Annotated in this window: 19 protein-coding genes and 2 tRNA genes; 15 read left to right on the forward strand and 6 right to left on the reverse strand. The window is 38.0% G+C overall.

Features of this window, described 5'->3' with window-relative positions; genetic code table 11:
• Positions 1–107: 107 nt before the first annotated feature.
• The 3 genes from mfd (at position 108) to A1D25_RS08890 (ending at position 3,907) form a co-directional block, all read left to right on the forward strand.
• A complete protein-coding gene (gene mfd / locus A1D25_RS08880) occupies positions 108–3,569 on the forward strand; it encodes a transcription-repair coupling factor (protein WP_157395328.1) in 3,462 nt (1,153 codons plus the stop codon).
• A gap of 161 nt (positions 3,570–3,730) precedes the next feature.
• Positions 3,731–3,806 (forward strand) — tRNA-Gly (locus tag A1D25_RS08885).
• 14 nt (positions 3,807–3,820) lie between these two features.
• Positions 3,821–3,907 (forward strand) — tRNA-Leu (locus tag A1D25_RS08890).
• A gap of 414 nt (positions 3,908–4,321) precedes the next feature.
• On the opposite strand, the gene grcA is transcribed toward A1D25_RS08890, so the two are convergent.
• Positions 4,322–4,705 carry an autonomous glycyl radical cofactor GrcA gene (gene grcA, locus A1D25_RS08895; RefSeq protein WP_157395329.1) on the reverse strand — a complete coding sequence of 128 codons (384 nt, stop codon included), beginning with the start codon at positions 4,703–4,705 and terminating at the stop codon, positions 4,322–4,324.
• 214 nt (positions 4,706–4,919) lie between these two features.
• Between grcA and ung the strand changes: the two genes are divergently transcribed.
• Positions 4,920–5,603 carry a uracil-DNA glycosylase gene (gene ung, locus A1D25_RS08900; RefSeq protein WP_157395330.1) on the forward strand — a complete coding sequence of 228 codons (684 nt, stop codon included), beginning with the start codon at positions 4,920–4,922 and terminating at the stop codon, positions 5,601–5,603.
• Positions 5,604–5,660: 57 nt separating this feature from the next.
• On the opposite strand, the gene bioB is transcribed toward ung, so the two are convergent.
• The 5 genes from bioB to plsY form a co-directional block, all read right to left on the reverse strand.
• On the reverse strand, positions 5,661–6,665 hold the full coding sequence (gene bioB / locus A1D25_RS08905; protein ID WP_157395331.1) for a biotin synthase BioB: 1,005 nt from the start codon (positions 6,663–6,665) through the stop codon (positions 5,661–5,663).
• A 48-nt stretch (positions 6,666–6,713) separates the two neighbouring features.
• Positions 6,714–7,724, reverse strand: coding sequence for a 23S rRNA pseudouridine(2605) synthase RluB (gene rluB / locus A1D25_RS08910; RefSeq protein ID WP_157395332.1), 1,011 nt, complete (start codon positions 7,722–7,724; stop codon positions 6,714–6,716).
• A gap of 56 nt (positions 7,725–7,780) precedes the next feature.
• Complete coding sequence (locus A1D25_RS08915; RefSeq protein WP_157395333.1) at positions 7,781–8,398, reverse strand: L-threonylcarbamoyladenylate synthase; 618 nt, start codon at positions 8,396–8,398, stop codon at positions 7,781–7,783.
• Between the two features lie 152 nt (positions 8,399–8,550).
• Positions 8,551–9,036 (reverse strand): Dps family protein, encoded by a 486-nt coding sequence (locus tag A1D25_RS08920; RefSeq protein ID WP_157395334.1) that lies wholly within the window; start codon positions 9,034–9,036, stop codon positions 8,551–8,553.
• 184 nt (positions 9,037–9,220) lie between these two features.
• A complete protein-coding gene (gene plsY / locus A1D25_RS08925) occupies positions 9,221–9,817 on the reverse strand; it encodes a glycerol-3-phosphate 1-O-acyltransferase PlsY (protein ID WP_157395335.1) in 597 nt (198 codons plus the stop codon).
• Between the two features lie 77 nt (positions 9,818–9,894).
• On the opposite strand from plsY, the gene folB reads away from it, so the two are divergent.
• The 11 genes from folB (at position 9,895) to murI (ending at position 19,556) form a co-directional block, all read left to right on the forward strand.
• Positions 9,895–10,245, forward strand: coding sequence for a dihydroneopterin aldolase (folB, locus tag A1D25_RS08930; RefSeq protein WP_157395336.1), 351 nt, complete (start codon positions 9,895–9,897; stop codon positions 10,243–10,245).
• 30 nt (positions 10,246–10,275) lie between these two features.
• A complete protein-coding gene (gene cdd, locus A1D25_RS08935) occupies positions 10,276–11,169 on the forward strand; it encodes a cytidine deaminase (protein WP_157395337.1) in 894 nt (297 codons plus the stop codon).
• A gap of 177 nt (positions 11,170–11,346) precedes the next feature.
• Positions 11,347–12,063 (forward strand): two-component system response regulator ArcA, encoded by a 717-nt coding sequence (arcA, locus tag A1D25_RS08940; protein ID WP_157395338.1) that lies wholly within the window; start codon positions 11,347–11,349, stop codon positions 12,061–12,063.
• Between the two features lie 288 nt (positions 12,064–12,351).
• The gene (gene rpoZ, locus A1D25_RS08945; protein ID WP_157395339.1) at positions 12,352–12,633 is read left to right on the forward strand and encodes a DNA-directed RNA polymerase subunit omega; all 282 of its coding nucleotides are present in this window, start codon (positions 12,352–12,354) and stop codon (positions 12,631–12,633) included.
• 101 nt (positions 12,634–12,734) lie between these two features.
• On the forward strand, positions 12,735–14,843 hold the full coding sequence (gene spoT / locus A1D25_RS08950) for a bifunctional GTP diphosphokinase/guanosine-3',5'-bis pyrophosphate 3'-pyrophosphohydrolase (RefSeq protein ID WP_157395340.1): 2,109 nt from the start codon (positions 12,735–12,737) through the stop codon (positions 14,841–14,843).
• A gap of 101 nt (positions 14,844–14,944) precedes the next feature.
• Complete coding sequence (locus A1D25_RS08955; protein WP_157395341.1) at positions 14,945–15,124, forward strand: hypothetical protein; 180 nt, start codon at positions 14,945–14,947, stop codon at positions 15,122–15,124.
• Positions 15,108–15,413: a type II toxin-antitoxin system RelE/ParE family toxin gene (locus A1D25_RS08960; protein WP_420825114.1), complete on the forward strand. Its 306-nt coding sequence runs from the start codon at positions 15,108–15,110 to the stop codon at positions 15,411–15,413. Before A1D25_RS08955 ends, A1D25_RS08960 begins: the two co-directional genes overlap by 17 nt.
• 71 nt (positions 15,414–15,484) lie before the next feature.
• Entirely contained in the window at positions 15,485–17,566 is a 2,082-nt protein-coding gene (recG, locus tag A1D25_RS08965; RefSeq protein WP_157395342.1) for an ATP-dependent DNA helicase RecG, read from the forward strand.
• A 41-nt stretch (positions 17,567–17,607) separates the two neighbouring features.
• The gene (locus tag A1D25_RS08970) at positions 17,608–18,201 is read left to right on the forward strand and encodes an SGNH/GDSL hydrolase family protein (RefSeq protein ID WP_157395343.1); all 594 of its coding nucleotides are present in this window, start codon (positions 17,608–17,610) and stop codon (positions 18,199–18,201) included.
• A gap of 4 nt (positions 18,202–18,205) precedes the next feature.
• Complete coding sequence (locus A1D25_RS08975) at positions 18,206–18,727, forward strand: chorismate--pyruvate lyase family protein (protein ID WP_157395344.1); 522 nt, start codon at positions 18,206–18,208, stop codon at positions 18,725–18,727.
• Positions 18,728–18,758: 31 nt separating this feature from the next.
• Complete coding sequence (gene murI / locus A1D25_RS08980) at positions 18,759–19,556, forward strand: glutamate racemase (RefSeq protein ID WP_157395345.1); 798 nt, start codon at positions 18,759–18,761, stop codon at positions 19,554–19,556.
• Positions 19,557–19,753 lie beyond the last annotated feature (197 nt).

Here is a 19,753-nt window from a genome sequence, read left to right on the forward strand (position 1 = left end):
GAATCATTTATTCGTAGCAGGTTTTACTGAAAGTACTAGGTGATTTATTTACTATAAATTGGTTATTAATACTAAAATTACATCTTTTCACATCAATCAAACCGCTTATGTCATTACTTCAATTTACCTTACCCAAAATAGACAGCACTCATCAAGATCACCAAACGTTAGGTAATCTTGTGGGGCATTCCGATACGCTTGCCATTGCCGAAGCGAGTCAGCAATTTAATGGCTTGAGTGTGGTTGTTACGCCCGATACTCGCACTGCATTGCGTTTAGAAAAAAGTTTATCGCAATTTACGCCATTGCCAGTGCAGCTTTTCCCTGATTGGGAAACGTTGCCTTATGATAATTTTTCGCCCCATCAAGATATTATTTCAGCTCGTCTTTCTGCACTTTTCCAATTACAACAAGGCAGAAAACAGATTTTATTGCTGCCGATAAGTACGTTATTGCAAAAGGTATGTCCGCCGAGTTATTTATCGAATAATGTGCTATTGATCAAAAAAGGAGATACGTTCTCAATAGATAAATTACGCTTACAACTTGAAAATGCGGGGTATCGAGCTGTCGAGCAAGTTTTAGAATATGGTGAATATGCTGTGCGTGGGGCGTTGCTTGATCTCTATCCTATGGGGGCAGAGCAACCTTATCGCTTAGATTTTTTTGATGATGAAATTGATTCAATTCGTACTTTTGATGTGGATAATCAACGCACTATTGCCGAGATTGCAGAAATCAATTTATTGCCTGCTCACGAATTTCCAACTGACAGTAAAGGCATTGAGTTTTTTCGTGGCCAATTTCGTGAGCAGTTTGGTGAAATTCGCCGAGAGCCAGAACATATTTATCAGCAAGTCAGTAAAGGCATTTTGAACGCTGGTATTGAGTATTGGCAGCCGCTCTTTTTTGAGCAAATGGCGAGTTTATTTGACTACTTGCTTGAAAATACGTTGTTCATCACTTTCAATGATATTCAAGCTAAGGCAGAGCAGTTTCATCGAGATACCGAACAGCGTTATGAAAGCCGTAGAGTTGATCCAATGCGTCCATTGCTTGCACCAAATAAGTTATGGTTTGCGATTGATGAAATAAATCAACAGCTTAAATGTTATCCACGCTTGAGTTTAACCAGCGAGAAAGTTAGAAAATCTGCGGCAAAACAGAATGCCAATTTACAACCTTTGCCCGATATTGCGATTCAATCAAGCAGTAAAGAGCCTTTTGCTCAATTCCAGCAATTTTGCCAAAAGCTGACGGGGCAGATACTCTTTTCGGTAGAAACGGAAGGCAGACGGGAAACCTTATTAGAGCTACTTTCGCCACTGGGTATTAAACCTAAGCAAATCAAAAAGCTAGAGCAAGTATCAGATCCGTTTAATTTGATGATCGGGAATTTAGATCAAGGGTTTATGATCGAACAAGCAAGCGGTGAGATTCTTGCAATCATTTGCGAAACGGATCTGCTTGGTGAAAAAGTTCAACAGAACCGTAGCCGAGAGAAGCAACGAAAAACCGTTAATCCCGATACTTTAATTCGTAATCTGGCAGAGCTGAAAATAGGGCAAGCCGTTGTACATTTAGAAAATGGAGTTGGGCGTTATGCAGGGCTAACAACCTTAGATGCAGGCGGTATTAAAGCAGAATATTTAGTTTTAAATTATGCCAACGATGCCAAATTATATGTGCCTGTTGCCTCATTACACCTGATTAGTCGTTATATTGGTGGGGCTGATGAAACTGCTCCTTTACATAAATTAGGTAGCGAAGCGTGGGCGAAAACACGTCAGAAAGCGGCGGAGAAAATTCGTGATGTCGCTGCCGAATTACTTGATGTGTATGCCAAACGTGAATCTCAAAAAGGCTTTGCATTTCAATATGATAGAGAGGCTTTCCAGCAATTTAGTGCAACTTTCCCGTTTGAAGAAACTGAAGATCAGAAAATAGCGATCAATGCGGTAATTAGTGATATGTGTTTGCCTAAAGCAATGGATCGTCTTGTGTGCGGTGATGTTGGTTTCGGTAAAACAGAAGTAGCAATGCGGGCGACTTTTTTGGCAGTAATGAACCAAAAACAAGTTGCTATTCTTGCCCCAACTACGTTGTTAGCACAGCAACATTATGAAAATTTTAAAGATCGCTTTGCAAATCAGCCTGTTAATGTTGAAGTATTATCTCGTTTTAAAACAGCAAAAGAACAAAAAGAGATTTTAGAACGAACAGCCGAAGGTAAAGTCGATATTTTGGTTGGTACGCATAAGCTATTACAAGATGATGTGCAGTTCCGAGATTTAGGTTTGTTGGTGATTGATGAAGAGCATCGCTTTGGGGTTCGACAAAAAGAGCGAATTAAACAGCTAAGAGCGAATGTGGATATTTTAACGCTCACTGCGACACCTATCCCTAGAACCTTAAATATGGCACTAAATGGAATGCGTGATCTCTCTATCATTGCAAGCCCTCCAGCCCGCCGTTTGTCGATTAAAACCTTTGTCAGACAAAGTGATGATCTGCTTATTCGAGAAGCTATTTTGCGTGAAATTCTGCGTGGCGGACAAGTTTATTATCTACATAATGATGTTGCGACTATCGAAAATACAGCTCAAAAATTATCAGAGCTTGTGCCTGAAGCCCGTATTGTGATTGGACACGGGCAAATACGAGAGCGTGATTTAGAGCGAGTAATGTCCGATTTCTATCATCAGCGTTTTAATTTGTTGGTTTGCTCAACCATTATTGAAACAGGGATTGATGTCCCAACAGCGAATACCATTATTATTGAACGAGCAGATAAGTTCGGACTTGCACAGTTACACCAATTGCGTGGACGTGTTGGGCGTTCTCATCATCAAGCTTATGCTTATATGCTCACGCCACACCCGAAAACATTAACCAAAGATGCACAGCAACGCTTGGAAGCAATGAGTAGTATTGATAATCTTGGGGCTGGTTTTGTGTTGGCGACCCACGATTTAGAAATTCGTGGAGCAGGCGAATTACTCGGAAGTGAGCAGAGCGGACAGATTGAGTCTATCGGCTTTTCGCTCTATATGGATTTGCTTGAAAGTGCCGTAAAAGCCCTACAAGAAGGGCGTGAACCGACTTTAGATGAAATTACTCAACAACAAGTTGAGATCGAGCTACGAGTGCCTGCATTATTGCCTGATGATTATGTGCCTGATGTTAATATGCGTTTGTCTTTCTATAAACGTATCGCAAGTTGTGAAAATGTGGAAGGACTAAAAGATCTTAAAATTGAATTGATCGATCGCTTTGGTTTACTGCCAGATGCCACGAAAAACCTATTTCAAATCACACAATTACGTCATTTGGCGAAAGGGTTAGGGTTGAAAAAAGTTGATGCAGGCATTAGCGGTGGTTATTTAGAATTTAAACCAACGGCTCAACCTGATCCGATGAAGTTCTTAAAACTTATTCAATCAGATAAACAAACCTATAAATTTGATGGGCCACATAAGTTCCGTTTTAGTAAACCTATGGAAAATTCAGCAGAGAGATTAGCATTCGTTAGTAATTTGATTGAAGATCTTAGTCAAGATGAAATGTAGTATAGGTTAAGCGGTTAGATTTTAGGAAAATTTTGCAAAAATTCAGCAAAAAGCGTGAATTTTAGTCTAATAGAAAAGATTTTTAAAATTCCGTTTGACACAATCTAAGAAATCGCTAAAATGCACCACATCGAAACGCTACTGAAATGTAGCGTTTTTTTGCGGGAATAGCTCAGTTGGTAGAGCACGACCTTGCCAAGGTCGGGGTCGCGAGTTCGAGCCTCGTTTCCCGCTCCATTTTAAAGCGTTGTGCCCGAGTGGCGGAATCGGTAGACGCAAGGGATTTAAAATCCCTCGCCTTTCGGGGCGTGCCAGTTCAAGTCTGGCCTCGGGCACCATTTAAAATTCAAACAATTTCAAAAAACAATTCTAATGCAGAATATAACCTTACTAAAGTTAAGGTCGCAATTTCTAGTTTCGTTTCTATGCCATTCTGTTTAAATTCCTCCTCCAGTATTTTATCAAAAAGGATTAGGGAGAAGCCATATTTTCACTAACGCTATACCTCTCTAGAAATGGATTATAAAATAAAAGATAAGAGAGATTTGCAAGGAAATAATAAAATGAAAAGGAGCAATTAAATGGAAAATTTTTTAACTCTCATAAACACTTGGTATTAATCAAAATGTGATGGCGTTTGGAACACCCTTATGGATTCTCTTTAGATAATCTAGGATAGTGTATAAAAGGTGTAATGGACAAAATAGTTTTTGGTAGAACAGTAACAAATTTGTCTATTACACCAATATAAATTATAAACTTTCGGTGAAAGTACGAGTGATTACATCACGTTGTTGTTCTGGAGTTAATGAGTTGAAACGAACTGCGTAGCCAGAAACACGAATAGTTAATTGTGGATATTTTTCAGGATTTTTAACCGCATCTTCTAATGTTTCACGACGTAATACGTTTACGTTTAAGTGCTGACCACCTTCTACTTTGATAGTTGGTGCTACGTTTACTGGTACTTCACGATATGCGATTTGACCTAATTCGCTGATTGCAACGATTTGGTCTTCTTTGAAATCACCTTTAGCAACTAAGCAACGAGCTTCATTTTTTTCTTCGTCTAATAACCAGAAAGAGTTTAATAAGTTGCTGTTTGCAGATTCGGTAATTTGTACACCTTTGATCATTTGAGACTCCTAATCTAAATTAAATAATGTGTTGAACAATGAAACTATAAAAAAATTTGAATATTTCAAAAAATTTTGATTATTCTAACCGCTATTCAACAAAAAGCGAGAAATTTTTGTCTATTTTTTGATAAAATTGGCTTTATAGCTCAAATAACAAGCACATTTTAACAACTAAAATTGATTATTAACTATTCATTAACAAGGAATAATAATGAAAACGTGGAAAGAAGCCATTGGCGAAGAAAAAGAACAAGATTACTTTCAGCATATTTTACAGTACATCTATCAAGAACGAGCGACAGGAAAGGTAATTTATCCCCCGCAAAATGAAGTTTTTAGTGCTTTCGCTTTAACTGAATTTTCAGATGTTAAGGTCGTGATTTTAGGACAAGACCCTTATCACAATGTAAATCAAGCACACGGGCTCTCTTTTTCGGTCAAACCTGGTGTTGTTCCTCCTCCATCACTCGTCAATATATATAAAGAGTTAGCACAAGATGTTGATTTCCAGATTCCTAAACACGGTTATTTAGTCGATTGGGCAAAACAAGGCGTGCTATTGTTGAACACCGTATTAACCGTAGAACACGGAAAAGCACATTCCCACGCAAATATCGGCTGGGAACGTTTTACCGATAAAGTTATTGAACAATTAAATCAACATAGAGAGCATCTTGTTTTCTTACTTTGGGGAAGTCACGCACAGAAAAAAGGGCAATTTATCGATCGCTCCCGCCATTGTGTACTTACTGCACCACACCCATCGCCATTATCTGCTCATCGTGGTTTTTTAGGCTGCAAACATTTCTCTCAAACTAATCACTATTTACACCAACAGGGATTAACAGCAATAGATTGGCAATTACCATTGGTGATAAGCGGTGAGATAAGTTAGATTTTTTGCAAATTCATATTATATGAAATGCCACTTCTGGGTGGCATTTACTAAGTATTAGGCTACTTGATAGTTTAATGGGTAGAGATCCAACTTATCCATTAATTGCCTATCGTGATCTTCTTCAGGATTTTCGGTAGTGAGTAGTTTATCACCATAGAAAATGGAATTTGCTCCTGCCATAAAGCAGAGAGCTTGCATTGCCTCTGGCATATTACCACGCCCAGCAGATAAACGGACATAGCTTGTTGGCATTGTGATTCGAGCAACTGCAATAGTGCGAACAAATTCAGTCCAATCAAGATCTTCCGCTTCTGCTAGCGGGGTACCTTCAACTTTAACCAGTTGATTGATCGGAACACTTTCAGGTTGTGGATCTAGATTTGCAAGACTTGCGATTAACCCTGCTCGCTCTGGGCGAGTTTCATTCATTCCCACAATACCACCACAGCAGACTTTTAAGCCTGCATTGCGTACTTTGCCTAATGTATCCATTCGATCATCGTGGCTACGAGTATGAATCACTTTATGGTAGCGTTCAGGATCGGTATCTAAATTATGGTTGTAGTAATCTAATCCTGCATTTTTGAGATCTTCTGCCATTCCATCTTCTAACATACCAAAAGTACCACAAGTTTCTAAGCCAAGATCTTTGACTGCCGAAATGATCTTAGATACCGTATCAATATCTTTTGGTTTTGGACCTCGCCACGCAGCCCCCATACAAAAACGGCTTGCCCCACGAGCTTTTGCTATTTTGGCTTTTTCTAAAATTTCTTCAACTTCAAGCATTGTTTGGCGTTCTAGCCCTGTATCATAGCGGGCAGATTGTGGACAATATTCGCAATCTTCAGGGCAACCACCTGTTTTAATTGAGAGTAAAGTTGAGAGCTGAATTTCTTGCGGATTAAAATGCTCGCGATGAACTTGAGCTGCTTTAAAAACTAGCTCCATAAACGGCATTTCAAATAACTCTTCGACTTGGCATTTACGCCAGTATTGTGCTGTTGGATGTGGCGTTAATTCACTTTTCGCTTTTAAACGAAGATTGAAAGTAGTCATTGATGATCCTTAAAAAATAGCTAGGCAAAAATACCTAGCACTATTTTATTAGTTTTTACGGTATTTAGTATGCTGTTTTACCGCTTTTCTGATCTGTCTTGCACTGGTACGACGACGGTTTTTGGTGACATCAACTTTTGTTTCTGTTTCGGCAGATAATCCGACTAATTCTCGTAGATAGTTTACCTGCTCTAATCCCATTTCTTCCCAGCCACCGCGAGGTAAGCTTTTTTCAAGTTTAATGTTGCCGTAGCGGATACGAATTAAACGACTTACTTGAATGCCTTGAGATTCCCATAAACGGCGGACTTCACGATTACGACCTTCGGTTAAGGTAACATCAAACCATTGGTTAAGTCCTGTTCCACCGACAACTTTAATTTGTTTGAAACTTGCTGGACCATCTTCCAGTTGAACACCTTTGCGTAAGCGTTGTAGCATTGCATCATCAACTTCCCCAAAAACGCGTACTGAATATTCACGTTCAACTTCACGACTTGGGTGCATTAAGCGGTTGGCTAATTCACCATCGGTCGTAAATAATAGTAAGCCCGATGTATTGATATCTAAACGTCCGACAGCAATCCAACGAGAGCCACTAATGCGTGGTAATCGATCAAATACCGTTGCTCTACCTTCAGGATCAGAGCGAGTACAAAGTTCTCCCTCTGGTTTGTAGTACATCAATACTCGACAAATTTCTTTCTGTGTTGGGATTAGATTAACTAAATGCCCGTCAATACGAATTTTGGTACTTGAGCTGACTTGAACTCGGTCGCCTAAGGTTGCAATTTTGCCATCAACACTGACTCGTCCTGCCGCAATCACTTCTTCAATTTCACGGCGAGACCCTTGACCCGCTCTAGCTAATACTTTTTGTAATTTCTCTCCAGAAACTTTGGTTGTTTTCGCTACATTTACTTCATTGATAGCGGTGGGTTTTTCAACTTTTTTTGCAAGCTTTGGACGTGCAACTCCTTGGCGACTTGAGCTTGAGTTTTGTGTATTTTTTGTAGAATCTGACCGCTTAGGGCTGTTTGATTTACGAAATGTTGTCATTTTTGTTCCTTATTGTCGCTTTCACAAGCGTCGATTATTTGGGTTAAATTAGGAAATTAGTTAAATGGAGTCGGATCACCTGAACCAACTCGAATAATTTCAGGGCTATCTTGGGTTAAGTCAATCACAGTTGTCGGATCTTGGCCTAAATAACCACCGTGAATAATTAAATCTACTTGATGTTCAAGATAATCTCGAATTACATCAGGATCTGACTGTGTAATCTCTTCATCGGGAAGCATTAATGAGCAAGAGAGAATGGGTTCTCCCAGTGCAGAAATTAACGCTAAGGCAATCGCATTATCAGGTACTCTAATACCGATAGTTTTTCGTTTCGTCAGTAAACGGCGTGGCACATCTTTCGTTGCAGGCAAAATAAAAGTGTAAGGGTTTGGCACATTATTTTTGATTAAGCGATAAGATTGGTTTGTTACCAAAGCATAAGTCGAAAGTTCTGATAAATCACTACATACTAAAGTAAAATTATGATTCTCAGGTAGTTTACGAATCGCCACAATTTTATCCATTGCGTGCTTTTCACCTAATCCACAACCAAGAGCATAGCCAGAATCTGTTGGGTAAACAATTACACCGCCTTTTTTGATAATTTCAACCGCTTGGTTAATCAAGCGAGATTGGGGATTATCTGGATGAATATAAAAAAATTGACTCATTATATTGCCCTTTGACTTCTGTATAAAACGAAAGTAGCAATTATACGCTGTTTAGCTTTTGAGAGGTAGGATTTATCAGAATTGTGTGGAATTTATAAGAAAATAGCACCACGAAGGTGCTATTTTTAGTGTATCTCTGAATTACTAAGCTATTATTGTTGGCAAACACCACAAGTTGCAGCAGCAGAGAACATCCAAACAAGTTTTTCTTGTTCTTTAATGTAGTCGCTCATTTGTGATGCTGTACCTTCATCATCTAACTCATTTGCAAAATTTAAAATTTCACGTTGTTGTTTTAATAACGTTTTTAAGCCTTCAACTGTACCAGTTAAGCATTGTTGTGCAGAGCTAATACCAATATGCTCTTCAATTTGCGATTCTTTTAAGTATTGGCTGAATGCGTTAGCTGGAACGTGACCTAAAGTTAAGATACGTTCTGCAATTTCATCTACTTTTACTACTAAATCATCATAGATTTCTTCAAATTTAGCGTGTAATTCAAAGAAACTAACACCTTTGATGTTCCAGTGGTAACCACGCACGTTTGTGTAAAATACTTGGTAGCTTGCTAATAATTTATTAAGTTCTGCTGCTAATTTTTCAGATGATGCAACATTTAAACCGATTGAATTTGTCATTACTTTTCTCCTATATGTGTAACTGAATTATTTCAACGAGACAAAGTATAAATAAAAAAATCTGCCCTGTGAAATGAATATAATTTATCCATCAAATAGAAAATACCTATCAAATAAATAAGATTGATTTGCATTGACTATTTTGATTGAGAATTTTTCTTATTTACTTTTGTGGAATTAAGGGCTATGACTTCTTTTTCTTCCATACTTTATCCTCTTGCCCTCGCCATAAACGCTGGATATTATCGTGGTGACGATAAACCAATAAACAACAAACCAAAGCCACAGGAAAAGTAAATTCTGGCTTAAACCACCATACATAGAAAGGGAGTGTAAGGGCTGTTATCACAGCACTGAGAGATGAATAGCCTGAAATTAAAAATACGAGTAGCCAACTAGCTAAAGCTAATCCTGAAATCGCATAGCCCATTGGGATAAGTATGCCAAATGCGGTTGCCACACCTTTACCACCACGAAAGCCGAAGAAAATAGGGAAAACGTGTCCTAAGCAAGCAGCAAGAGCAATAAAGCCAATTTCTGATGGAGATAGATTCAAATAAAAGCCGACTGACACGGGAAGTAGCCCTTTTAAAATGTCAAATAGCAATACTCCAATTGCCGATAATTTCCCCCCTATGCGTAAAACATTTGTTGCACCAGGGTTATGTGAACCGTGTTCTCTTGGATCTGGTAAGCCAGCAAGACGACAAAAAAGGATCGCACTCGAAATAGAGCCAAATAAATAGGCTGCTAAAATGATACCGTAAGCGATTACGCTCATATTTTCCCCTTATTTCTTCGATAAATTATGTGATATTCTACGCTGAAGTTTGAAAAAGAAAAATAAGGAAAGATCCGATGACTGATAAAGTTTTTATTAATGAATTAACTGCCTTTGCTTCAATAGGTGCTTATGATTGGGAGCATACGATTAAACAGCGTTTAATTTTTAATATCGAAATGGAGTGGGATTTTAGCCAAGCTGTTGCTGAAGATAATGTAGAACATTGCTTAAATTATGCAGATGTTTCTCAAAAGATCCTTGATTTTGTTGAGAAAACACCATTTAAATTGGTGGAAACTGTGGCATATAAGGTTGCTGATTTATTACAAAATGAATTTGGTATTAAAACATTGAGAATTGAATTACATAAACCGAAAGCAGTGGCTCAAGCGAATAGTGTTGGGGTCATTGTGGCTCGGGGGTAAGGTTTTTAAATATTTAAAAGGAGAAAAATAATGAACTTACAACAACGTTTAACACAGCTAATAGAACAAGACTCTGATATTGAGCATAAAAATATAATCAAGCGGGTAGTTGAGCAACTTTTTTTGCAAAAATACAATGCCAAAATATCTGCTGAAACCGTTGAGCAATTGTGTGTAGAATTTAACTTATCTCCAGTACAGCTCGCTTTACATTGCTTACCTATTGCCGCTTGCTATGCTGTTGTGCCTGTCTCTAATTTTTATGTTGGTGCAGTAGCCATAGGTAAATCAGGGACATTCTACTTCGGAGCAAATTATGAGTTTGCAAGTGATGCGATTGCTCAATCTGTTCACGCAGAACAAAGTGCAATTTCTCACGCTTGGTTATCTGGTGAAACCGCATTAACCGATATGGTGGTAAATTATACACCTTGTGGACATTGTCGCCAGTTTATGAACGAGCTGAATACCGCCTCTACGCTACATATTCATTTACCTCATAGCCAACATAATTTACTACACAGTTATTTACCTGATGCTTTTGGACCAACAAACTTAAACATTGATAACGTTCTATTTGATCCACAAAATCACGCTTTTAAAAAGCATAATGATGTCTTAATTCAAGCGGCAATTAGTGCGGCTGAAAATGCTTATGCACCTTATAGTCAAGCAGTAAGTGGAATTGCATTACAGGTTGGCGAGCAAATTATTACAGGACGATATGCTGAAAATGCAGCATTTAACCCGAGTTTTCTGCCTTTACAGAGTGCCTTAAATCAACGCAGAATGTTGGGACTAATTGATGTTCCTGTTAGTCGCATAGTATTAGCAGAAAAACAATCTATATTAAGTCATAGAAATATAACAACTTCTTTGGCAAAAAATTTATTTGATATATCTATTGAATATATTAGCTTGTAGCAGAAATAGTATCTTATAGGTAACATTTTAGAACTTTTTTGCTAAAATTTGATTAAAGCCAATTAAATGTAAAAATAGATGTTTTCTAATTATAACAATACCAAGTAAAATGGCACAAGTTTGCAACATTTATATGCATTGCGATACATAACATAATGATTTAATAAGAGTAACAAAATGGAAAATCCACAAATTTTAATTGTTGAAGATGAAGCTGTAACTCGCAACACTCTGAAAAATGTGTTTGAAGCGGAAGGTTATGATGTCTTTGAAGCTGCCGATGGGGTAGAAATGCATTCAATACTTGCACAAAATCCTATTCATTTAGTCATTATGGACATCAATTTGCCAGGTAAAAATGGCTTAATGTTGGCTCGAGAATTACGTGAGAATACTGATATCGCTTTAATGTTTTTAACTGGACGTGATAATGAAGTGGATAAAATTCTTGGGCTTGAAATTGGTGCTGATGATTATATCACTAAGCCGTTTAACCCTAGAGAATTAACCATTCGTGCAAGAAATTTATTACAACGCACGATGTCAGAAAAAGAAAAATCAGTTAAAGAAAATGAACAAGTTGATTGCTATCGTTTTAATAACTGGGTGCTTGATGTAAATAGCCGTAGTTTAATTAACCCTGAAGGCGATATTATTAAACTACCTCGTAGTGAGTTTAGAGCATTACTTCATTTCTGTGAAAACCCAGGCAAAATTCAGACTCGTGATGATTTACTTAAACGAATGACAGGACGTGAGTTAAAACCACACGATAGAACTGTTGATGTTACTATCCGCCGTATTCGTAAGCATTTTGAAGATCATCCTAATACCCCAGAAATCATTGTAACTATTCACGGTGAAGGGTATCGTTTTTGTGGAGAATTGGAGTAGATAGAAAACTCTTATAAAAAACCGATTTGTAACTTATTAAGTTATAAAATCGGTTTTTCTTGTCTCCCTAAATGAGACAAGTGGTTGTTTGCTAATAACCTGTTTTACATCTATGTCAACTTACTCTCATTCCTTATCTACTTTTCCGCAACTTTTCCTGCTATTCTAATTGTGTTTTTAAAAATTTCAAATTTCAACCATTTTCCCAACTATTGTCAGTATTATCTAACTTCTGTATAATCCCTATCCTTTTATAAATTGAAAATTTTGCAAAATTTGGAGTAAACAATGGCTCGTGTAACCGTTCAAGATGCAGTAGATAAAATTGGTAACCGCTTTGATTTAATTTTAACTGCAGCTCGCCGAGCAAGACAATTACAGTTACATACGCGTGAAGCGTTAGTGGCAGAAGAAGGCGATAAACCAACAGTAATTGCATTGCGTGAGATTGAAGAAGGTTTAATCAATAACCAGATTATGGATCAGCAAGAAAAAATTGATGCACTTCATCAAGAAGTGGTTGAAAGAGAAGCTATTTCTTTCCTTGCGGATGTCCAAGCAAATTCATAATTTTAAATGGGCAATTCAATGTAAGCGGTGAGATCTCTCACTCAATTTACAAGTGAATTGTCCATTTTTGTATCTAAATTTTATTCAAGGAAAGGTGTAACGTGGATCTTTTTGAACCTCTCAATTCCATTATTCAAGGTTATCTACCCGCAGAGCAGATCGAGCGAGTAAAGCGTGCCTTTGTAGTGGCACGAGATGCTCACGAAGGTCAATTTCGCTCAAGTGGTGAACCGTACATTACTCACCCTGTTGCAGTAGCTTGTATTATTGCTGAAATGAAGCTCGATCACGAAGCAGTTATTGCTGCATTGTTGCACGATGTGATCGAAGATACGCCTTATACGGAAGGGCAACTTGCCGAAGAATTTGGGGCAAGTGTGGCAGAAATTGTACAGGGCGTTTCTAAGCTCGATAAGTTAAAATTTCGTACTCGCCAAGAAGCACAGGTGGAAAATTTCCGTAAAATGATTTTGGCAATGACCAAAGATGTGCGCGTGGTGTTAATTAAGTTAGCTGACCGTACACACAATATGCAAACATTGGGGGCATTGCGTCCAGATAAACGTTTGCGAATTGCGAAAGAAACCCTTGAAATTTATACGCCATTGGCTCATCGCTTAGGAATGGAATCCCTGAAAAATGAGTTGGAAGATCTCTGCTTTAAGGCGATGTATCCCTACCGCTATGAAGTAATTAAACGCTCTATCGAAACGGCAAGGGGAAATTTGCAAGAGATGATTTTACGCATTTCTGCTGAAATTAAAGCTCGCTTAGATGAAGTGGGGATCAAATGCCGAGTGTATGGTAAAGAACGCCCACTTTATTATCTTTATCAAAAAATTCGTGAAAAAACGCAACATTTTAATTCTATTTTAGATATTTATTCATTTCGTGTTGTGGTTGAGAGTGTGGATAACTGCTATCGAGTACTTGGGCAGATGCATTCACTATATAAACCTCGTCCTTTCCAAGTTAAAGATTATATTGCCGTACCGAAAACCAATGGTTATCAATCTCTTCATACTTCGATGATTGGACCGAAAGGTGTGCCTGTTGATGTGTTAATTCGTACGGAAGAGATGGATCAAATGGCTCGACTTGGGGTCGCTGCACATTGGGGATATCAAGATCACGCAAGCACTAGCGTTCAAGTTCGTACACAGCAATGGCTAAAAAGCATTGTTGAGATGCAACAAAGTGCAGGAAATTCAGCTGAGTTTATTGAGAATGTTAAATCAGATCTATTCTCTAGTGATATTTATGTATTTACGCCTAAGGGGCGTATTGTTCAACTTCCTGCAAATGCGACAGCAGTAGATTTTGCGTATGCGTTACATACAGATATTGGTGATCGCTGTATTGGTGCGGTGGTTGACCGCAATCCTTATCCGCTTTCTCAGCCATTACAATCTGGACAAACCATTGAAATTCAAACGGCGGAAACTGTACGTTTGAATGCACTATGGCTAAACTTTGTGGTAACAGCAAAAGCTCGCTCTTGTATTCGTAGCACTTTAAAACGCCAAGAACGTGATTCAGCGGTTTCTTTAGGTAAACGACAATTATTACTCTCGCTAAATTCGCAAAACTTTGAGCAAATCGACCCGCTTGTAAAACAAAATTTACTTGATGAATTAAAATTAACTAACTTTGATGATCTCCTTGCAGAAATAGGCTTGGGTAATCAAATTAGTGGTGTAGTGGCACAACGTTTATCAGGGCAAAAATTAGAAATTGATACAGATGGAAATCCTGAAAATAATCAGCCATTGGCAATTCAAGGGGTTGATAGTAGCCTCATTAGCTTTGCAAAATGCTGTTTACCTGTGCCTGGCGATGAGATTATTGCCCATATTAGCTCAGGAAAAGGACTAAGTATTCATCACATTGGTTGTCGAAATGTCAAAGATTATGCACAAGATCAGCGTCACTACATGCCAGTCAGTTGGGAAATTGCTAAAGAAAAAGCGATTGAGTTTGAAGCAGAAATTTGGATTGATATTTTAAATCAACAAGGTGTATTGGCAGACATTACAACCGCCGTTGCGAAAATGCAAAGTAATATTTTGAGTATCCAAAGTGAAGCAAGAGCAGGTGGTGTTTACCAAGTAAAAATGTTGGTGAGCGTAAAAGATAAAGCACATTTAGATACTATCCTACATAAACTTTCTTACCTAGTTGGAGTGGTTAAAGCGGTAAGATCTGTTTAATTTTTTGCAAATATTATTTAAATTTTGCTCATTTACGGGAAACACCCGAATGAGGTTCGGGAGTCGGATCTATATAATTTAAAAGCGAGCGGAGAAGATGTATGTTAATGAAACAAAAAGGTTATGATGAATTTTTAGCAGATAAAATTGCAAAAGGCTTACAAGACTATAAGCAAGGGCGATTTCATACTGCCGAGCAAGCTAAGCAGCATATTGAGCAAACGTTAATAAGAAAAGAACGAGAACTTCAAGAGCAGATGAATAATGCAAGTTATGCGTAAGCCTTATATTATTTCCGATCAGGCTTTAAAAGATATTGATGAAATTATTGAAAATGTAATTGAGTTTACTTCATATACAGCAAGTGGAATTAAGCTCTATAATGAAATTTTTGAAACCTTAGAGTTAATTAGCTTACTTCCAAAAGCTGGGCGAATGCGACAAGAAAATAATGCATTAAGGGAAATGTTTGCTCGTTCTTATCGTATTGTTTATCAAGAGTTTGATGACGTTATTTTGATTATTACTGTGATCCATTCCCGAAGATTGTACCCACAGCCCATAAACTAAAAGATAATTTTGAATTTCCTCTTATTTTTGTTAGCACTTTTTATAAGTTTATTTCTTCAGGAATTTTACCAATGAGCCAGCAATTATTAGATGGTGTTCCTTTAACTACGCTTTCAGGTGTAGGATCTGCAATAGCTGAAAGGCTGAGCCGAATTGGGATCAACAATGTGCAAGATCTGCTTTTCCATTTACCGATGCGTTATGAAGATCGTACAAGGATCACGCCGATTATTGATCTCCGTCCAGAATCTTATGCCACTATTGAAGGCATTGTCCAACTCACTGAAGTGCAATTTGGTAAACGCCCTATTCTTTCTACAACGTTATCTGACGGCACAAGTAAAATCACCCTGAAATTTTTTAATTTTAATGCTGGAATGAAAAATAGCCTTGTGGCTGGAACAAGAGTAAAAGCCTTTGGCGAAATTCGACGTGGGCGTTATATGGCAGAGATTCATCACCCTGAATATCAAATTATTCGGGGAAACCAACCGCTTGTATTAGCAGAAACGCTTACGCCTATTTATTCAACCACTGAAGGATTAAAACAGGCATCACTCAGAAAATTAACCGATCAAGCTCTCGCGTTGTTGGATAAAGTACAGGTTCAAGAATTATTGCCTGATCAATTCAATCCGTATCCATATAGTTTAAAGGACGCTTTAAAATTTTTACATCGCCCAACCCCTGATGTTCCTGTCGAATTATTGGAAAAAGGCGAACATTCCGCACAAAAAAGGCTTATTTTTGAAGAGCTACTGGCACACAATTTAGCAATGCAGCAGATTAGAATTGGTGTGCAACAACATTATGCGGAATCATTACGTTATCAAAGTGATTTAAAACAACGTTTTTTAGCTAGCTTACCTTTTCAACCAACCAAAGCACAGCAACGGGTTACTTGTGAAATTGAACAGGATTTAGCCAAGCCATTTCCGATGATGCGGTTAGTGCAAGGTGATGTTGGTTCAGGAAAGACCCTTGTGGCTGCATTAGCGGCATTATTAGCCATTGATAATGGTAAACAAGTTGCGTTAATGGCACCAACTGAAATTTTGGCGGAGCAACACGCTACTAATTTTGCAAATTGGCTACAACCTTTTGGCATTGAAGTTGGTTGGTTAGCGGGAAAAGTAAAGGGAAAAGCACGCACTGCACAACTTGAAGCAATAAAAAATGGCAATGTGCAGATGATCATCGGAACTCACGCACTTTTCCAAGAACAAGTTGAATTTCATAATTTGGCATTAGTCATTATTGATGAACAACACCGATTTGGCGTGCATCAACGGCTGACACTACGAGAAAAAGGGGCTAAAGGCGATGTTTATCCACATCAGCTGATTATGACAGCAACACCTATTCCCCGCACATTAGCAATGACGGTTTATGCCGATTTAGATACATCTATTATTGATGAATTACCACCAGGTAGAACACCGATTACAACAGTTGCTATCTCAGAAGAACGTCGTGATGAAATTGTTCGCCGAGTATATCAAGCCTGTAAAAATGAGCATCGGCAGGCTTATTGGGTTTGTACTTTGATAGATGAATCGGAAGTCCTAGAAGCTCAAGCAGCAGAAGCAATGGCAGAAGATTTGCAAAGAGCCTTGCCCGATTTACGCATTGGTTTGGTGCACGGTAGAATGAAACCACAAGAAAAACAAGCAATTATGGCGGAATTTAAGCAAGCAAATATTGATTTATTGGTTGCGACAACAGTGATTGAAGTAGGGGTTGATGTACCAAATGCCAGTTTGATGATTATTGAAAATTCCGAAAGATTAGGTTTAGCACAGTTGCACCAACTGCGTGGACGTGTCGGGCGTGGTGCAACAGCGTCTCATTGCGTACTAATGTATAAAGCTCCGTTAGGTAAGATTTCCAGTAAGCGTTTACAAGTAATGCGAGATAGTCAAGATGGGTTTGTGATTGCAGAAAAAGATCTCGAAATTCGTGGTACAGGAGAAATTCTAGGCACAAAACAGACAGGAATGGCTGAATTTAAAGTGGCTAATCTGATGCGAGATCGAAAAATGATTCCATTAGTGCAAAATTATGCAAAACAGATAATTACCCAAGATCCAGAACTCGCTCAACAGCTTATTCACCGTTGGTTGAATAGCAAAACGATGTACAGTAACGCTTAATAGGCGGGGCGATTTTATAAATTTTTTAGAGGAGACAAATAATGTTAAGTGACCAAGATATTTTTAATCGCTATCAAGCGAAAAAAACAGAATTTGATAAATGTGCAGAGATTTCTCTTATAGGGCATTCTCTATTTGATATGTGGGGTGATATGCCAGATGGAACGCCAAGCCTTGTGGGTAAAAGTGTGGCGAATTTAGGTTTATCTGGAACTAGCACTCGCCAATATTTAGATGTTATTGTGAAGCCAAAGCATATTCATTCACTAGGTAAAGATGTTTTTATCTTTCTTGGTGTCAATGATATTGTTAAAGAACCTGATTATTCACCGAAACAGGTGTTGGATTGGCTCAATGATATGATTGCAGTGTTTCGCCAAATATCACCAACATCTCGTTTTTATTTATTAGAAGCTACGCCAGTCAATAATATTGCCACAGTTGATAATCCACAAATTCTAGAGTTGAATCAGTATCTTGAGAATCATTGTGCAAGCGATGTTATCTATGTAAAAACGTGGCAGTATTTTGAAAATGCGGAAGGTAAATTGGATTTGGAATTTTGTCACGATGGTCTGCATTTTACTCAGAAAGGGTATGATGTGCTAAGCCGAATTCTGACAAATTATTTGTAATAAGATGGATAAGCTCTCTTTATATCGCAAATTGCTAGAAAATGGAAATTGGCAAACAGGCGAGAAAAATTTACCTAAGAAGGTTGCGAATTGGTTGCTACATTCGGATTCTTTAACGCAAAAGTTACAGAGCATTTGTGATAATCTAAAGGTTGAAATTACTCAGCAGGGTTGGCAAGCTGTGAGATCTTCACAGGCATTTGCAAAAAATGACGAAAATCATACCGCTTGGCTGCGTGAAGTGATATTAAAAGGTGATGAGCAAGATTGGATTTTTGCTCAAACAATTTTGCCGAAGCAGACGATTGAAATGGTGGCTAGCCCAGTTTTAGAATTGGGAGAAAACCCTATTGGCTTATGGCTATTCCCACAGCAACCCGCACGCATTTCATTGGAATGGTGTTTTGATACTGCGACTAAATTATATGCAAGGCGTTCACTGTTATCTTTAAACGGCTACCCCTTGGCTATTTATGAGCTTTTTTTACCGAAATTTTCGTTTGAACCTTGTGATATAAAGGAGTAGCATTGAGCAAATTTATTTGCTGTACCAATTTATGAAACCAACAATTCTTTTATATGACTCAGGAATGGGCGGATTGACGATCTATGATGCTATTCGCCAAAGTTTGCCTGATGCTCACTACCTTTACTGTTTTGATAATGCTTATTTTCCTTATTCAGAAAAATCAGAAGAGACTCTAATTGAGCGGGCAAAGCAGATTGTGCAAAAAATTACACAAATCTACCCGCTTGATATGGTGGTGGTTGCCTGTAATACCGCAAGTACAGTCGTATTACCTGCATTGAGAGAGAAATTTCCTTTTTATATTGTTGGGACGGTGCCTGCGATTAAACCAGCTGCGATAATTTCCCAGACCAAGACAATTGGGCTGTTGGCAACTAAAGGGACGGTTTCTCGTACTTATGTAGATGACCTTATATCCCAATATGCGAGTGAGTGTGTTGTGGAAAAAATAGGAACAACCGATTTAGTTGAGATTGTTGAGTACAAACAGCAAACAGGCAAAGTTGATATGCAGAGATTACAAAAAGTAATTGCTCAATGGCAGGATCATCCTACATTAGATACCGTTATTTTAGGGTGTACCCATTTTCCATTAGTGAAACAAGAATTACAGCAGCTGTTACCTAACGTGAAGTTTTTTATTGATCCAGGTAATGGGATTGCGAAACGAGTAATAACATTATTGGAAAATAAAATATATCAAGAAAATGATATGGAAAAAATTAATCAAGCTTTTTGTACTGCGGAGATTGATAATTTGGAAGTTCGTGAGAAGGTAATGCAATATTGGGGATTTAAGACTTTAAAAGTGCTAGATTTAGAGTAGAGATAAAATCTGACCGCTATTTGAATGTTTTTTCTTTGTTTTGTTCTGTTTTTCATCAAGCGGTCGTTTTTTTTAAGTTTTTTGCAATTTTTCTGAAAAAAGTACTTGCGTTGTTTTCGGATTTCCCTATAATGCACACCACACAACGACGCACTGTTGTGAACGAATTAAGTTATGCGGTGCGTCGTTCTTTTTTG

The organism is Ursidibacter arcticus, assembly GCF_009761375.1.
GTDB lineage: Bacteria > Pseudomonadota > Gammaproteobacteria > Enterobacterales > Pasteurellaceae > Ursidibacter > Ursidibacter arcticus.

Excerpts from the sequence above, each read along its gene's own strand:
- mfd (WP_157395328.1), top strand. The coding sequence starts at position 108 with ATGTCATTACTTCAATTTACCTTACCCAAAATAGACAGCACTCATCAA.
- grcA (WP_157395329.1), bottom strand. The coding sequence starts at position 4,705 with ATGATCAAAGGTGTACAAATTACCGAATCTGCAAACAGCAACTTATTA.
- ung (WP_157395330.1), top strand. The coding sequence starts at position 4,920 with ATGAAAACGTGGAAAGAAGCCATTGGCGAAGAAAAAGAACAAGATTAC.
- bioB (WP_157395331.1), bottom strand. The coding sequence starts at position 6,665 with ATGACTACTTTCAATCTTCGTTTAAAAGCGAAAAGTGAATTAACGCCA.
- rluB (WP_157395332.1), bottom strand. The coding sequence starts at position 7,724 with ATGACAACATTTCGTAAATCAAACAGCCCTAAGCGGTCAGATTCTACA.
- A1D25_RS08915 (WP_157395333.1), bottom strand. The coding sequence starts at position 8,398 with ATGAGTCAATTTTTTTATATTCATCCAGATAATCCCCAATCTCGCTTG.
- A1D25_RS08920 (WP_157395334.1), bottom strand. The coding sequence starts at position 9,036 with ATGACAAATTCAATCGGTTTAAATGTTGCATCATCTGAAAAATTAGCA.
- plsY (WP_157395335.1), bottom strand. The coding sequence starts at position 9,817 with ATGAGCGTAATCGCTTACGGTATCATTTTAGCAGCCTATTTATTTGGC.
- folB (WP_157395336.1), top strand. The coding sequence starts at position 9,895 with ATGACTGATAAAGTTTTTATTAATGAATTAACTGCCTTTGCTTCAATA.
- cdd (WP_157395337.1), top strand. The coding sequence starts at position 10,276 with ATGAACTTACAACAACGTTTAACACAGCTAATAGAACAAGACTCTGAT.
- arcA (WP_157395338.1), top strand. The coding sequence starts at position 11,347 with ATGGAAAATCCACAAATTTTAATTGTTGAAGATGAAGCTGTAACTCGC.
- rpoZ (WP_157395339.1), top strand. The coding sequence starts at position 12,352 with ATGGCTCGTGTAACCGTTCAAGATGCAGTAGATAAAATTGGTAACCGC.
- A1D25_RS08955 (WP_157395341.1), top strand. The coding sequence starts at position 14,945 with ATGTTAATGAAACAAAAAGGTTATGATGAATTTTTAGCAGATAAAATT.
- A1D25_RS08960 (WP_420825114.1), top strand. The coding sequence starts at position 15,108 with ATGCAAGTTATGCGTAAGCCTTATATTATTTCCGATCAGGCTTTAAAA.
- recG (WP_157395342.1), top strand. The coding sequence starts at position 15,485 with ATGAGCCAGCAATTATTAGATGGTGTTCCTTTAACTACGCTTTCAGGT.
- A1D25_RS08970 (WP_157395343.1), top strand. The coding sequence starts at position 17,608 with ATGTTAAGTGACCAAGATATTTTTAATCGCTATCAAGCGAAAAAAACA.
- A1D25_RS08975 (WP_157395344.1), top strand. The coding sequence starts at position 18,206 with ATGGATAAGCTCTCTTTATATCGCAAATTGCTAGAAAATGGAAATTGG.
- murI (WP_157395345.1), top strand. The coding sequence starts at position 18,759 with ATGAAACCAACAATTCTTTTATATGACTCAGGAATGGGCGGATTGACG.